Raw genomic sequence first — 15,031 nt, 5'->3', positions numbered from 1 at the left:
CATAACTCATTGAAAAACAATGAAGTTTTGGAGGATCCTGGGCATGGCTGACATCACACGACGAATCTTGCTGGCGGGAGCTGTTGTGCTCGCCGTGGCCCCGGCGGCACGGGCGGCCGACCCGCTCAAGGAAATCCGCATCGACTGGGCGACCTACAATCCGGTGTCGCTGGTGCTGAAGCAGAAGGGGTTGCTGGAGAAGGAGTTCGCCAAGGACGGCATCACCGTCACCTGGGTGCAGTCGGCCGGCTCCAACAAGGCGCTCGAGTTCCTCAACGCCGGCTCGATCGATTTCGGCTCGACCGCGGGCTCGGCTGCGCTGGTCGCGCGCATCAACGGCAACCCGATCAAGTCGATCTATGTCTATTCGCGTCCCGAGTGGACGGCGCTGGTCGCATCAAAGGATTCCAAGATTGCAAGCGTTGCCGATCTCAAGGGCAAGCGCGTCGCGGTGACGCGCGGCACCGATCCGCACATCTTCCTGGTGCGCGCGCTGCTGGGTGCGGGGCTGACTGAGAAGGACATCACGCCGGTGCTGCTCCAGCACGCCGACGGCAAGACCGCGCTGATCCGCGGCGACGTCGACGCCTGGGCCGGCCTCGATCCGATGATGGCGCAGGCCGAGATCGAGGAAGGCGCAAAGCTGTTCTATCGCAAGGCCGACGCCAACACCTGGGGTATCCTCAATGTGCGCGAGCAGTTCCTGAAGGACTATCCGGACATCGCCCGCCGCGTGCTCGCAACGTACGAAGAGGCGCGCAAATATTCGCTGGCGAATTACGACGAACTGAAGAAGACCTTCATCGCCGTGACGAAGCTTCCCGAGGCCGTCGTCGACAAGCAGCTCAAGGAGCGCACCGAGCTGACCCACAGCCGCATCGGCGCGCCCCAGCGCGAGTCGATCCTCGCTGCCGGCCTCGCGTTGCAACAGGCCGGCGTTGTCGATGCCAAGGTCGACGTGAAGGCGACGCTGGATGCGCTCATTGACGACCAGGTCCCGCTGCCGACGAATTGATCGTGGCCTCGTAGCCCGGGATGGAGCGCAGCGAAATCCGGGACCACCTATGCGCGGCTCGATTCCCGGATTGCGCTGCGCTCCATCCGGGCTACGGAGGTAGCGAGAGGAGCGGCAGGCGAGGCCGCGGCAAGAGTGGTGTTGCATTCCCCTACCAGACGCGCTTCCTACCGGCCATGATCTCCGACGCGCCAGTGCTGCAGCAATCATCGGAACCAGCCGAGAGCGCCGCGGCGCCGTCGCGGATGTCGCGCTATGCGCGGCCGGTACTGGGGCTGCTGTTGCCGGCGACGCTCGCGCTCGCCTGGGAGCTTGTCGTCTGGCTCGGCTGGTCCAATGGCCGGCTGGTGCCGCCGCCCTCGCGGGTGTTCGCCGCCATCGCGGATCTTGCCCGCTCCGGCGAGCTGCTCCGCCACATCGCCGCGACGCTGTGGCGGGTCGGGCTCGGCTTCGCCTTCGGCGTGGTCGCGGGCACGTTGCTGGGTGCGATTTCCGGCTATTGGCCGCTGGCGCGGCGGCTGCTCGATCCGACCGTGCAGGCGCTGCGCGCGATTCCCTCGCTCGCCTGGGTGCCGCTGTTCATCCTGTGGCTCGGCATCTTCGAGACCTCGAAGATCGCGCTGATCGCGGCCGGCGTGTTCTTCCCGGTCTATCTCGGCGTGATGGGCGCGATCCTCTCGGTCGATCGCAAGATCGTCGAGGTCGGCCGCACCTTCCGCCTCTCCGGCTTTGCGATGATCCGCCGCATCCTGCTGCCTGCCGTGCTGCCGGCCTATGTCGTATCCTTGCGTGTTGGCCTTGGTCTCGGCTGGATGTTCGTGGTCGCCGCCGAATTGATCGGCGCCTCCGAAGGACTCGGCTATCTCCTGCTCGACGGCCAGCAGCTCGGCAAGCCGGCGCAGATCCTCGCCGCCATCGTGATCTTCGCTATTCTCGGCAAGCTGACGGACTGGCTGATCGAGCTCGCCGCGGCGCCGTTCCTGCGCTGGCAGGACGCCTTCTCCCGCACCAAGGGGGCGTAACGCAATGCTCGCGCTCGACCGGGTCAGCAAGACCTATCCCAATGGCGTCGAGGCGCTGGCCCGCTTCTCCGCCGAGATCGGGCAGGGCGAGATCATCGCCATCATCGGCGGCTCCGGTTGCGGCAAATCCACATTGCTCCGCGCCATCGCCGGCCTCGACCGCGCCAGTTCCGGCACGGTGACGCTCGACAGCGAGGTGATCGCTTCGCCGCACGCCAAGATCGGCATCATCTTCCAGGAGCCGCGGCTGCTGCCCTGGCTCAGCGTTGCCGACAATATCGGCTTTGGCATCGCCGATCTCCCGGCGTCCGAGCGGCGCGAGAAGGTGGCGCGCGCGCTGGAGCGCGTTGGCCTCGCCGACAAGGCGCGGGCCTGGCCGCGCGAGCTCTCGGGCGGGCAGGCGCAGCGAGTCGCGATTGCGCGGGCGCTGGTGCCGCAGCCCGAAGTGCTCCTGCTCGACGAGCCGTTCTCCGCGCTTGATGCCTTCACCCGCCGGGATTTGCAGGATCATCTGCTCGACCTCTGGGCCGACACGCGTCCGACCTTGATCCTCGTCACGCATGACGTCGACGAGGCCCTCGTACTGGCCGATCGCGTGCTGGTGATGCGGCCGCGGCCGGGACGGCTGTTCGACCAGATCGAGATCAATCTGACCCGTCCGCGCGACCGCAACTCGCCGCTGTTCGAGACTTTCAAGCGAAGCGTGCTGACGTCACTCGACCGTTCGCTCGACCGCAACGTGCCCGACCGTGACGCAACCCAGGGTCCCGGTCAGGCCATGTGGTGGTGACATCTTCGCCTCGAGCCGGTACATCAAGGAGCAATTGTCCCGGGAGAGAACACAATGGACGCCGCCGAACTGCGCCAGATGCAGGCCCCGATCAAGGAGCGCTACAAGACCGATCCCAAGGCCGCGCTGATCACGCTCAAGGCCAAGGGCTCCACCGACAGCGAAGGCATCGCCTGCAAGGTCGAGACCGGCCGCGCGCTCGCAGTCGCAGGCCTGCATCCCGCCACTGGCGGCTCCGGCCTCGAGCTCTGCTCCGGCGACATGCTGCTGGAAGCCCTGGTTGCCTGTGCCGGCGTCACGTTGAAATCGGTCGCGACCGCGCTCGAGGTGCCCTTGAAGACCGGCAACGTCTATGCCGAAGGCGATCTGGATTTCCGCGGCACGCTCGGCGTCGACAAGGAGACCCCGGTCGGCTTCGCCGAGATCCGCCTCCGTTTCGAGGTCGACACGCCAGCACCGCAGGACAAGCTCGATCTCCTGCTCAAGCTCACCGAGCGCTATTGCGTGGTCTATCAGACCATCAAGAATGGCCCGAAAGTTTCGGTGTCGATGCAGCGGATGTGATCATTGTCGTCCCGGCCTAGTGCGCAATTGCGCACGCAGGCCGGGACCCATACGTCGTGTTCCATCGATTGAAGCATTGCTGCCCGACGACTTTCCCTCCCAACGCATAGTCGTGGTTATGGGTCCCGGCCCCCGTGCGCAATTGCGCACTAGGCCGGGACGACAGATTGCATGCCGGCCGAACTGTCTCACATCGTCTTCCTCTTCCTGCGCATGACAATCGCGGCGGCGTTCGTCGTGTCGGCGTCTGTCATCACCGAGCGCTCGGGGCCCGCGATCGGAGCGCTGGTGGCGACGCTGCCGGTTTCCGCCGGGCCCTCCTACGTCTTCCTCGCCATCGATCATGACGCCGCCTTCATCGCGCAGGGTGCGCTGTCGAGCCTGCCGGTCAACGCCGCGACGATCTTCATGGGGCTTACCTATGTCGTGCTGGCGCAGCGGCACAGCATGGCGGTCAGTTGCTGCAGCGCGTTCGCGGTCTGGATCGCGATCGCCTCCGTTATCCGCCTGTTCGACTGGACGCTCACCGCCGGCCTTGCCGCGAACTTCGTTGCCTTCGGCATCTGCATTCCACTGCTCTCAGGCTATCGCCACGTGAAGATGCCGCTGGTGACGCGTCGCTGGTACGACATCCCGATGCGGGCCGCGCTGGTCGCGACCCTCGTCGCCATCGTCGTCTCGACGTCGAATTGGGTCGGCCCTCGCATCAGCGGCATCATTGCGCTGTTCCCCGTGGTGTTCTCCAGCATGATGGTGATCCTGCATCCCCGCATCGGCGGGCCGGCGACCGCCGCCGTGCTTGCGAGTTCCGCCTGGGGTCTGCTCGGATTTGGAATCGCGATTGCAGTGATGCACGTTGCGGTCGTGGAATTTGGATCGGTGGTTGGTCTTTGTCTGGCGCTTGCAACCTGCGTGACGTGGAACCTGACACTATGGTGGAATGGGCGGCGAATACGGCGCGTTGAAGCGTAAGCATTCCGCACGGATTTTTTGCGGGGATCGGCCGGTAGTTCTGCGGTGCTTGGCCGCGCGTTTTCGATAGCGTCGTTAATTTAATCTTTGCGCTTTGCCCGCAAATATACTCATCGGCTGTTGAGGCGCCCACGTTCAATACGGGCCCGTTGTTCCAATACACGCGAGTGACGTGCGAGCCGAAAATTTTTCGGGCGTGAAGGCAATGCTGCCTGCGTCATGCAAAACAAGTTCTCATCGAGGAGACGTTCGGATGTTCGGTCGCAAGTCCCAAAGTGATGCACAGGCGCGGCTTGATGCCATCGGCCGCTCGCAGGCGATGATCGAATTCAACCTTGATGGAACGATCATCACGGCCAACAAGAATTTCCTCGATGCCCTCGGCTATCGGCTCGACGAAATCAAGGGCAAGCATCACTCGATGTTCGTGCCGGCCGACCAGCGCGACACCGCCGAGTACAAGGCGTTCTGGGCCGCACTGAACCGTGGCGAATATCAGGCGCGCGAGTTCAAGCGAATTGCGAAGGACGGTCACGAGGTCTGGATCGAAGCGTCCTATAATCCGGTGCTCGACGGCGACGGCAAGGCGGTGATGGTCGCCAAGATCGCGACCGACATCACCGAGAAGAAGCTCCGGAGCATGACGGAGGCCTCGAAGATCGCTGCCAGCAGCCGTGCCCAGGCCGTGATCGAGTTCAAGCTCGACGGCACCGTCGTCACCGCCAACGAGAATTTCTGCAAGGCGCTCGGCTATTCGCTCGCCGAGATCCAGGGCAAGCATCATAGCATGTTCATGCCTGAGGCTGACCGCAATGGCGCCGCCTATCGCGAATTCTGGGCCAAGCTCAACCGCGGCGAATACCAGGCGGGGGAATACAAGCGGATCGGCAAGGGCGGCCGCGAGGTCTGGATTCTCGCTTCCTACAATCCGATGTTCGACGAGAATGGCAAGCCGTTCGGCGTCGTCAAATACGCAACCGACATCACGGCCGAGAAGCTGAAGAGCGCCGATCTCGCCGGGCAGATCGCGGCGATCGACAAGGCGCAGGCCGTGATCGAGTTCAACATGGACGGCACGATCATCACGGCCAATGCCAACTTCCTCGCTGCGCTCGGCTATTCGCTGGCCGACATCAAGGGCAAGCATCACAGCATGTTCGTCGAGCCCAGCGAGCGCGACGGCGCCGGCTATCGCGAATTCTGGGCCAAGCTCAACCGCGGCGAATACCAGGCGGGGGAGTACAAGCGTATCGGCAAGGGCGGCAAGGAAGTCTACATCCAGGCCTCCTACAATCCGATCTTCGATCTCAACGGCAAGCCGTTCAAGGTCGTGAAATATGCCACCGACACCACCAAGCAGGTGCTGGTCCGCATGGGCAACGAGCGTGTCCGCGGCATGATGGAATCGGTCGCCGCCGGCTCGGAGGAACTCAACGCGTCGGTGCGGGAGATCTCCGAGGCGATGACCAAGTCGCGCGAGACCGCGATGAGCGCGGTCGATCAGGTCTCCGCGGCCGACTCGCAGGCCCAGCGCCTCACCGAAGCCGCGCAGGCGATGAGCGGCATCGTCGAGATGATCAACAACATCACCGGCCAGATCAATCTGCTGGCGCTGAACGCGACGATCGAATCCGCCCGCGCCGGTGAAGCCGGCCGCGGCTTTGCCGTGGTGGCGTCCGAAGTGAAGAGCCTCGCCAACCAGGCCAAGCAGGCCACCGACAAGATCGGCCAGGAGATCGGCAGCCTCAACGGCATCTCCGGCGACGTCGTCAGCGCCTTGAGCTCGATCAAGCAGGCGATCAATAACGTCAGCGAATACGTCACCTCGACCGCTGCCGCCATCGAGGAGCAGAGCACGGTCACCAACGAGATGTCGACCAGCATGCAGCGCGCGGCCGCGGAAGCGGCCGCGATCGCGGCGAGGGCGTAAGACAAGGGCGCAGGAATCGTAGGGTGGGCAAAGGCGCGCCCTTCGCGCCGTGCCCACCATCTCTTACGTCTTTGCCGCTGTGCGTGGGCACGCTTCGCTTTGCCCACCCTACGGCACCGTCATTGCTTCGGCAGCTTGGCCTTGAGCGCGTAGAGCGCGTCCAGCGCCTCGCGCGGCGACATCTCGTCCGGATGGAGCGCCTTCACGGCGTCCATCAGCAGCTCGGCCTCGGTCGGCGGGGCGGCTTCCGCGGCGGCGCGCGAGGGGACGGCGAACAGCGGGAGATCGTCGGCGAGCGCTCGCGCCGTCTGGCCGCGGTCCTGCGCTTCGAGCTTCGCCAGCACGGATTTGGCACGCGTGATCACGGCCGGCGGCAGGCCTGCGAGCTTGGCGACCTGGATGCCGTAGGAGCGGTCGGCCGAGCCCGGCAGCACCTCGTGCAGGAACACCACATTGCCCTGCCATTCCTTCACCCGCACCGTCGCGTTGAACATGCGCGGCAGCTTGGCCGAGAGCGCGGTCAGCTCGTGGTAGTGCGTCGCGAACAGCGTGCGGCAGCGGTTGCTCTCGTGCAGATGCTCGATCGCGGCCCAGGCGATCGAGAGGCCGTCGAAGGTCGCGGTGCCGCGGCCGATCTCGTCGAGGATCACGAGCGCGCGCTCGCCGGCCTGATTCAGGATCGCCGCCGTCTCGACCATCTCCACCATGAAGGTCGAGCGGCCGCGGGCGAGGTCGTCGGCGGCACCGACGCGCGAGAACAGGCGATCGACGATGCCGATCCGCGCCCGCGTCGCCGGCACGAAGCTGCCGATCTGGGCCATCAGCGCAATCAGCGCGTTCTGGCGCAGGAAGGTCGATTTGCCGGCCATGTTCGGGCCGGTCAGCAGCCAGAGCTGGCCGGATCTTTGCGCCGGGCTCGGCGAGAGATCGCAGGCGTTGGCGATGAACGGCTCGCCGTTGCGCTTCAGGGCCTGCTCGACCACGGGATGACGACCGGCCTCGATCGCAAAGGCGAGCGAACCATCGACCTCGGGCCGCACGTAGTTCTCGTCGACCGCGAGCTTGGCCAGCGACGTTGCGACATCGAGCAGCGCAAAGCCTTGCGCGGCGGCGCGCAGATCGTCGCTGATCTCCAGCGCCTTGGCGCAGAGCCGCTCGAAGATTTCGAGCTCGAGGCCGAGCGCGCGGTCGCCGGCATTGGCGATCTTGGCTTCGATCTCGCCAAGCTCTGACGTCGTGAACCGCACCTGGCCCGCCAGCGTCTGGCGATGGATGAAGGTCGCATTCAGCGGCGCCGACATCAGCTTGTCGCCGTGCTGGGCGGTGACCTCGACGAAATAGCCGAGCACGTTGTTGTGGCGGATCTTGAGGCCCTTGACGCCGGTGTCGTCGGCGTAGCGCGCCTGCATCGAGGCGACGACCAGGCGCGAGGCGTCGCGCAGGTTTCGCGCCTCGTCGAGCGCCGGCTCATAGCCGGCACGCACGAAGCCGCCGTCGCGCTTGATCAGCGGCAATTGCTCGTCGAGCGCGCGGGCGAATTCGGCGGCGAGCTGGCGCGAAGGGCGTTGCAGCGCCGCCATCACCGCAGCGATCTCCTGCGGCGGCTGGTCGAGCTCGGAAAGCCGCGTCAGCACCTGGTCGGCAGCGATGATGCCGTCGCGCAAGCCTGCAAGATCGCGCGGGCCGCCGCGGCCGACCGAGAGACGGGCGAGGGCCCGCGACATGTCGGGCGCGCCGCGCAAAATGCTGCGGATGTCCTCGCGCGTCGCCGAATCCGCGACAAAGGCGCTGACGGCATCGAGCCGCCGCGCGATCGCCGACGCATCGGTCAGGGGCGCCGCGAGCCGCTGCGCCAGCAGGCGCGAGCCGGCCGAGGTCACGGTGCAGTCGATGGCATCGAGCAGCGAGCCGCGGCGTTCGCCCGCGAGCGTCCGCGTCAGCTCGAGATTGGCGCGGGTGGCGGGATCGATCGCCATGGTCGCGCCGGAGGCTTCGCGCGCAGGCGGCGACAGCGGCGGATGTTTGCCGACCTGGGTGCGGTCGACATAGGTGACGGCGGCGGCAGCAGCGGTGGCTTCCAGCCGTGAGAGCTGCGCCAGCCCGTCCATGGTCGCGACGGCGAAATAGTCGCAAAGGCGTTTCTCGGCGGTGGCACCGTCGAAGACATCGCGGGTCACCGGCGTCACCGCCGGCAGCTCCCGCAGGGTCTGGGCGAGCTCGTTGTCGCCATAAAGGGCGTCAGTGACGATCGCCTCGTTCGGATTGATGCGCGCCAGCGTTGCGGCGAGCTCGCCGTTGGAGCATTCGGTGACCGTGAATTCGGCGGTCGAGATATCGATCCACGCAAGCCCGAAGCGGTCGCCGCCGGCGGATGAGCGCGCCCGCGCGATCGCCAGCAGGTAATTGTTGGCACGCGCATCGAGCAGCGTGTCCTCGGTCAGCGTGCCCGGCGTCACCAGGCGCACCACGCCGCGCCGCACGACGCTCTTGTTGCCGCGCGCTTTCGCCGCCGCAGGATCCTCGGTCTGCTCGCACACCGCGACCCGGTGGCCGGCGCTGATCAGGCGGTGCAGATAGTCCTCGGAGCGCTCGACCGGCACGCCGCACATCGGGATGTCGTTGCCCTGATGCTTGCCGCGCTTGGTCAGGACGATACCGAGCGTCCTCGAGGCGATCTCGGCGTCCTCGAAGAACAGCTCGTAGAAATCGCCCATCCGGTAGAACAGCAAGAGGCCCTGATGCGCCGCCTTGATCTCCAGATACTGTTCCATCATCGGCGTGACGCGCGCGGCGGCTTCAGGCGTCGCTGCGGGAGCTTCGTCAGGGGGCGGGATGGGAATGGGCTGTTGCATCGTCATGGGCGGCGCAACCTACAAAATTTCGCTGCGTGGTCCTATCGGTTTGGCCTGACAGAGGAGGTTTTCCACGTTGTCCGCGTAGTGGACGAGGTGCTGCCACATTCCCGGTCGTCTTTCCGGGATGCGCCAAGCGTCGCGCCCCGGAACGACGGAGGGTTTCGAATATGCGGCCCGCGAAACCGTCAATTGACCTGCCGCGGCCGCCCTCCTAAAACTCCGCCGACATTGAAGAATTTTCGCCGGACCGCGGCATTCAGGGAGAACGATGATGCGTGACGTCTTTATCTGCGATGCGGTGCGGACCCCGATCGGCCGTTTCGGCGGCTCGCTCGCCAAGGTGCGCGCCGACGATCTCGCCGCCGCTCCGATCAAGGCGCTGATGGCCAAGCACCCCAATCTCGACTGGGCACAGGTGGACGAAGTCTTCTTCGGCTGCGCCAACCAGGCCGGCGAGGACAATCGCAACGTCGCGCGCATGGCGCTGCTGCTTGCAGGGCTCCCCGATTCGGTTCCCGGCCAGACCCTGAACCGGCTCTGCGCCTCCGGCCTCGACGCGGTCGGCGCCGCCGGCCGCGCCATCCGCTCCGGCGAGATCGAGCTTGCGATTGCCGGCGGCGTCGAATCCATGACCCGCGCGCCCTTCGTGATGGGCAAGGCGCAGGAAGCCTTTTCGCGTTCGGCCGAAATCTTCGACACCACCATCGGCTGGCGCTTCATCAATCCGATTCTGAAGGCGCAGTATGGCGTCGATGCGATGCCGGAGACCGGCGAGAACGTCGCCGAGGAATTCCAGGTCTCGCGTGCCGACCAGGACGCCTTCGCGATCCGCTCACAGCAGCGCGCCGGCAAGGCGATCGCATCAGGCTATTTCGCCGAGGAGATCACGCCGATCACCATTCCCGGCGGCAAGGCCGGCCCTGTTACGGTCGACAAGGACGAGCATCCGCGGCCCGAGACCACGCTGGAAGGTCTGGCAAAACTGAAGCCGATCGTGCGCAATCCCGGCACCGTGACCGCCGGCAATGCCTCTGGCGTCAATGACGGTGCGGCCGCGATGATCCTCGCCTCCGAAGCTGCCGTGAAGAAGCATGGCCTCACGCCGCGCGCGCGCATCCTTGGGCTCGCCTCGGCCGGCGTGCCGCCGCGCATCATGGGCATCGGCCCGGTGCCGGCGACCCGCAAGCTGATGGAGCGTCTGGGCAAGAAGATCAGTGATTTCGACCTGATCGAGCTCAACGAGGCCTTCGCCTCGCAGGGCATCGCCTGCATGCGCCAGCTCGGCGTCGCCGACGATGCCGACTACGTCAATCCGCATGGCGGCGCCATCGCGCTCGGCCATCCGCTCGGCATGAGCGGCGCCCGCCTCGCGCTCACCGCCGTCCATGGCATGGAAAAGCGCGGCGGCAAGCTCGCGCTCGCCACCATGTGCGTCGGCGTTGGCCAGGGCGTGGCCGTCGCGATCGAGAAGGTGAATTGACAGGACGCTACGCGTCCCGTCATCCCGGTGCCGCCCGATAGGGCGGAATCCGGGATCTCGAGATTCCGGGTTCGATGCTTCGCATCGCCCCGGAATGACGCTGTTTGTTGTCGCTTCAAGGGACCGTGCATGATCATCGAACGCGAGCAGGATGTCACGGCCGCCGCCCTGGCGGTGATGGAGCGGACATCCGATCCGCGGATGCGGCAGATCATGGTCTCGCTGGTCAAGCATCTGCACGGCTTCGTCCGTGACGTGCGCCTGACCGAGAAGGAATTTCGCGACGCCACCGCCGTCATTGCCGAACTCGGCAAGCTGACCACCGACACGCATAACGAAGTCGTGCTGATGGCCGGCTCCCTCGGCGTCTCGTCGCTGGTGTGCCTGCTCAACAATGGCGATCAGGGCAATACCGAAACCGATCAGTCGCTGCTCGGGCCGTTCTGGCGGCTGAACTCGCCACGGGTGCAGAATGGCGGATCGATCGTCCGCTCCGAGACGCCGGGTGCACCGCTGTTCGTCAATGGCCGTGTCGTCGACAAGAACGGTCGCCCCGTCGCGGGCGCCGAGGTCGATGTCTGGCACGCCTCGCCGGTCGGTCTCTACGAGAACCAGGACCCCGAACAGGCCGACATGAACCTGCGCGGCAAGTTCACGACCGATGCCGACGGGCGCTTCGCCTTCCGCTCGGTGATGATGGTCGGCTATCCCATTCCAACCGATGGCGCCGTCGGCCGCCTCCTGGCGGCGCAGAGCCGGCACCCGTATCGTCCTGCGCATCTGCACGCCCTGATCTTCAAGCCCGGCTTCAAGGTGCTGATCTCGCAGGTCTACGATCCCAACGATCCCCATATCGACAGCGACGTGCAGTTCGGGGTGACACGGGCGCTGATCGGCAAGTTCGTGCGCCACGAGACGCCGCATCCGAGCGCAGCTGACGTTTCGACGCCCTGGTATTCGCTCGACCACACCTACCGGCTCGAGGCCGGGGAGGCCGTGCTGCCGCGTGCGCCGATCAAATAGGGCCGTCGGCCCCAGTGCCGGGGCGCGGAAAGGGTGCCAAAGCCGCTTCCCAAAATTAGTTATATTCTATAATGATTGTCGCAAAGTTGGTCCGGCCGGACCGAAATGGCCGGGGAGGAGTTCGCCAATGACATTCATCTATCCCACTGACAGCAACAAGGCACATCCGCTGCCGCTGTCGCCCGAGTACAAGAGCTCGATCAAGCGCGCGCCGAACAAGCCCTTGATCCCGATGCGCCACACTTTGTCGGAACTGACCGGACCCGTGTACGGCCACGAGACCGTGCGCGAGGGCGACAACGACCTCACCACCCAGCACAAGGGCGAGCCGCTCGGCGAGCGCATCATCGTGCACGGTCATGTCCGCGACGAGGACGGCCGCGGTGTGTCCAACACGCTGGTCGAGATCTGGCAGGCCAATGCCTGCGGCCGCTACGTCCATGTCCGCGACCAGCATCCGGCACCGCTCGATCCCAATTTCACCGGCGCGGGCCGCACGTTAAGCGATGCATCGGGCTATTACCGCTTCGTCAGCATCAAGCCCGGCGCGTACCCCTGGGGCAACCACCACAATGCCTGGCGCCCCGCGCATATTCATCTCTCGGTGTTCGGCCATTCCTTTGTCAGCCGCCTGGTGACTCAGATGTATTTCCCAGGAGATCCGCTGTTCCCGTTCGATCCGATCTTCAACTCGGTGCCCGACGAGAAGGCGCGGATGCGCATGGTCTCGTCGTTCGATTTGGAGAACACCAAGCCCGAATGGGCGCTATGCTACCGCTTCGATATCGTGCTGCGCGGCAAGAACGCCACCCCCATGGAGAACCACTAACGTGCAGGATTCTGTGAAGCCCGATGGGATCACGCCGTCGCAGACCGTCGGCCCGTTCTTCAAATACGGCCTGACGCCGACCGGCGATTACGCCTGGAACGACGCCTTCACCAACTCGACGCTGACGACCGACGTCTCCGGCGATCGGGTCCGCATCGAGGGCCGTGTGCTCGATGGCGACGGTGCCACCGTGCCCGACGCCATGCTGGAGATCTGGCAGGCGGATGCGCAGGGGCGCTACGCCGATCCGCAGGACAGACGCGCGCTGCCGAACGCCAGCTTCCGGGGCTTTGCCCGCTGCGGTACCGACAAGGACGGCAATTATTCATTCGATACCATCAAGCCGGGCGCGCTGCCCGACCCCGACGGCAAGCCGCAGGCGCCGCATATCGTGCTGGCGGTGTTCGCGCGCGGCATGCTGCGGCATCTCTATACCCGTATCTATTTCAGCGACGAGGCCGGCAACGCCGCCGATCCCGTGCTGGCGCTGGTGCCCGCCGACCGTCGCACCACGCTGATTGCGGTGCGCGAGGCCGGCAAGGCCGTCTACAAGCTCGACCTGCGTTTGCAGGGCGACAACGAGACGGTGTTCTTCGACGTGTGAAGCAGCGCGTAGCGGCGGCGCCTGGTCGCCGCCACGCTTCTCGTTCAGCGCAGTTGCAGCCGGTGCCTGCGTTTAAATGTCAGTCTCGCTGACTCAAAATCGTTTGACCAATCTCCCATTCCCGTAGTGCTGCGGAGCTTTTTCGCGCTGCAACCAGTCCGAGAGGAAAGCCCGTATTTACCGTAATCATCTAGGGTCGGTGCGGATTTGAATTCGCGCCCGGATTGCCCCCATGAAAATTCGCCTGTCGTTGTCTTCCGCGATCATTGCGTTCGGAATCGTTCTTGCGATCGGCTTTACGGCGGTCGTGTCCACCAGCCTCTATGCACTGCGCGAGCTCAAGGTCGGTGGTCCGCTCTACTCCGATATCAAGCTCGGCAACGATTTGATCGCCGACATCCTGCCGCCGCCGGAATATGTCATCGAGGCCTATCTCGAAGCCACTCTGGCCATGCGTGAGCCGGACCAACTGGCGGCTCATGGCGAACGCCTGGTCCAGCTCCGCAAGGATTACGACGAGCGCAAGGCCTATTGGACCGCCTCCGGCCTGTCGGCCGACCTGAAGACAGCCCTGGTATCCAAGTCCGACGCCGAGGTGCAGAAGTTCTGGAAGCTGTTGTCCGATCAGCTCCTGCCGGCCCTCAAGGCCAGGGACGCGGCCGCGTCCGAACGCACCTATGCACAGCTGAAGGACGCCTACACCGCGCATCGTGCCGTCATCGACAGCATCGTCGACAGCGCCAACAAGCAGAACGCCGACATGGAGAAGCTGGCCGCCGACCGCGACAGCGCGATGCTCACCATCTTGCTCGGCGTCTCCGCGGCCGTGCTTGCCTTCGTTGCGGCAGGCCTGCTCGGCGTCGCGCTTGGCGTGGTGCGTCCGATCGTGCGCATGACGGACACGATGCAGAAGCTCGCGGCCGGCGATCTCGCCGCCGACATTCCTTTCGCGCAACGTCGGGACGAGGTCGGCTCGATGGCCGGCGCACTCGAGGTGTTCAAGCAGGGAGCGATCGAGAATTCGCGCCTCCGCGAGGAGCAATTGCAGAAGCAACAGGAAGCGGCGCTTGCCAAGCGCGGTGCCCTGCAGCAGATGGCCGAGACCGTGGAGCGCGAGACCGGCCGTTCCGTCGCTACCGCGAGCTCTGCGACGCAAGGCGTGGAGCGGGCTGCCTCGAGCCTGTCCGAGATTGCGCGATCCCTGTCTTCGGAATCGCAGGCGGTCGCCGCCGCCTCCACCCAGGCGCTCGGCAGTTCGCAGGCCGTTTCGGCCGCCGCCGAAGAGCTGAGTGCCTCGATCCGGGAGATCGCAACCCAGGTCGGACGCACCTCGACTGTTACCAAGTCGGCGGTCGCAGGCCGCGAGCAGGCGCGCTCGACCATCCAGGCGCTGGCCGGCGCGGTGAAAAAGATCGCCGAGGTCTCCGACCTGATCGGCGGCATCGCCGGCCAGACCAATCTGCTCGCGCTCAACGCCACGATCGAGGCGGCGCGCGCCGGTGAGGCCGGCCGCGGTTTTGCGGTCGTCGCGGCCGAAGTGAAATCCCTGTCCGACCAGACCGCGAAATCCACCGAGGAGATCGGGCGCCTGATCGCGGAGATCCAGACGTCGACGCAAGCCGCGGTCGATGCCGTCGAGACCATGGGTGGCCACATCGCCGAGATCGACGGCGTGGCGTCCTCGGTTGCCGCCGCGATGGAAGAGCAGGATGCCGCGACGCGGGAGATCGCCCGGTCGATCTCCGAATCGGCGTCCGCCGCGAAGGAGGTCTCAGCCAAGATCGCCAATGTCAGCCGCGACGCCGCTTCGGTGAACGATCGCGCAGCGGAGGTCAGGCAGGCCATCGCGGGCATGGCGGCCAATCTGGAATCGCTCCGATCGGTCGTGGTCCGCACCGTGCGCGAATCGACCGCCGCGGCGTAAAGCCCGGCATCAGCTCGGCCGCT

Annotated in this window: 12 protein-coding genes; 11 read left to right on the top strand and 1 reads right to left on the bottom strand. The window is 65.6% G+C overall.

The features are described from left to right. Nucleotides 1–43: 43 nt before the first annotated feature. The 6 genes from ACNJX9_RS38870 to ACNJX9_RS38845 all read left to right on the top strand — a co-directional run bounded on the left by ACNJX9_RS38870 (nucleotide 44) and on the right by ACNJX9_RS38845 (nucleotide 6,293). The gene (locus ACNJX9_RS38870; protein WP_057750092.1) at nucleotides 44–1,015 is read left to right on the top strand and encodes an aliphatic sulfonate ABC transporter substrate-binding protein; all 972 of its coding nucleotides are present in this window, start codon (nucleotides 44–46) and stop codon (nucleotides 1,013–1,015) included. Between the two features lie 176 nt (nucleotides 1,016–1,191). Further along, complete coding sequence (locus tag ACNJX9_RS38865; RefSeq protein ID WP_439407339.1) at nucleotides 1,192–2,037, top strand: ABC transporter permease; 846 nt, start codon at nucleotides 1,192–1,194, stop codon at nucleotides 2,035–2,037. A gap of 4 nt (nucleotides 2,038–2,041) precedes the next feature. Continuing rightward, on the top strand, nucleotides 2,042–2,827 hold the full coding sequence (locus tag ACNJX9_RS38860; protein ID WP_439407338.1) for an ABC transporter ATP-binding protein: 786 nt from the start codon (nucleotides 2,042–2,044) through the stop codon (nucleotides 2,825–2,827). Between the two features lie 54 nt (nucleotides 2,828–2,881). Further along, on the top strand, nucleotides 2,882–3,391 hold the full coding sequence (locus tag ACNJX9_RS38855; protein WP_057750017.1) for an OsmC family protein: 510 nt from the start codon (nucleotides 2,882–2,884) through the stop codon (nucleotides 3,389–3,391). 171 nt (nucleotides 3,392–3,562) lie between these two features. Continuing rightward, complete coding sequence (locus ACNJX9_RS38850) at nucleotides 3,563–4,363, top strand: hypothetical protein (protein WP_439407337.1); 801 nt, start codon at nucleotides 3,563–3,565, stop codon at nucleotides 4,361–4,363. 253 nt (nucleotides 4,364–4,616) lie between these two features. Further along, nucleotides 4,617–6,293 carry a methyl-accepting chemotaxis protein gene (locus tag ACNJX9_RS38845; protein WP_057750010.1) on the top strand — a complete coding sequence of 559 codons (1,677 nt, stop codon included), beginning with the start codon at nucleotides 4,617–4,619 and terminating at the stop codon, nucleotides 6,291–6,293. Nucleotides 6,294–6,412: 119 nt separating this feature from the next. On the opposite strand, the gene mutS is transcribed toward ACNJX9_RS38845, so the two are convergent. Next, on the bottom strand, nucleotides 6,413–9,151 hold the full coding sequence (gene mutS / locus ACNJX9_RS38840; RefSeq protein WP_439407336.1) for a DNA mismatch repair protein MutS: 2,739 nt from the start codon (nucleotides 9,149–9,151) through the stop codon (nucleotides 6,413–6,415). A gap of 268 nt (nucleotides 9,152–9,419) precedes the next feature. Between mutS and pcaF the strand changes: the two genes are divergently transcribed. The 5 genes from pcaF (at nucleotide 9,420) to ACNJX9_RS38815 (ending at nucleotide 15,008) form a co-directional block, all read left to right on the top strand. Further along, complete coding sequence (gene pcaF / locus ACNJX9_RS38835) at nucleotides 9,420–10,628, top strand: 3-oxoadipyl-CoA thiolase (protein ID WP_057750089.1); 1,209 nt, start codon at nucleotides 9,420–9,422, stop codon at nucleotides 10,626–10,628. 129 nt (nucleotides 10,629–10,757) lie between these two features. After that, a complete protein-coding gene (locus tag ACNJX9_RS38830; protein WP_439407335.1) occupies nucleotides 10,758–11,651 on the top strand; it encodes a dioxygenase in 894 nt (297 codons plus the stop codon). 127 nt (nucleotides 11,652–11,778) lie between these two features. Then, a complete protein-coding gene (gene pcaH / locus ACNJX9_RS38825; protein WP_057750000.1) occupies nucleotides 11,779–12,480 on the top strand; it encodes a protocatechuate 3,4-dioxygenase subunit beta in 702 nt (233 codons plus the stop codon). Between the two features lies 1 nt (nucleotide 12,481). Then, nucleotides 12,482–13,084 carry a protocatechuate 3,4-dioxygenase subunit alpha gene (gene pcaG / locus ACNJX9_RS38820; RefSeq protein WP_439407334.1) on the top strand — a complete coding sequence of 201 codons (603 nt, stop codon included), beginning with the start codon at nucleotides 12,482–12,484 and terminating at the stop codon, nucleotides 13,082–13,084. A gap of 232 nt (nucleotides 13,085–13,316) precedes the next feature. Beyond that, complete coding sequence (locus tag ACNJX9_RS38815; protein WP_439407333.1) at nucleotides 13,317–15,008, top strand: methyl-accepting chemotaxis protein; 1,692 nt, start codon at nucleotides 13,317–13,319, stop codon at nucleotides 15,006–15,008. The last annotated feature ends 23 nt before the right edge of the window (nucleotides 15,009–15,031 follow it).

Origin of the sequence: Bradyrhizobium sp. BLXBL-03, assembly GCF_051853015.1 — a bacterium.
Classification (GTDB): domain Bacteria; phylum Pseudomonadota; class Alphaproteobacteria; order Rhizobiales; family Xanthobacteraceae; genus Bradyrhizobium; species Bradyrhizobium manausense.
The sequence above is the reverse complement of the archived record's forward strand: the minus strand, read 5'-3'. Positions and strand labels throughout refer to the sequence as shown.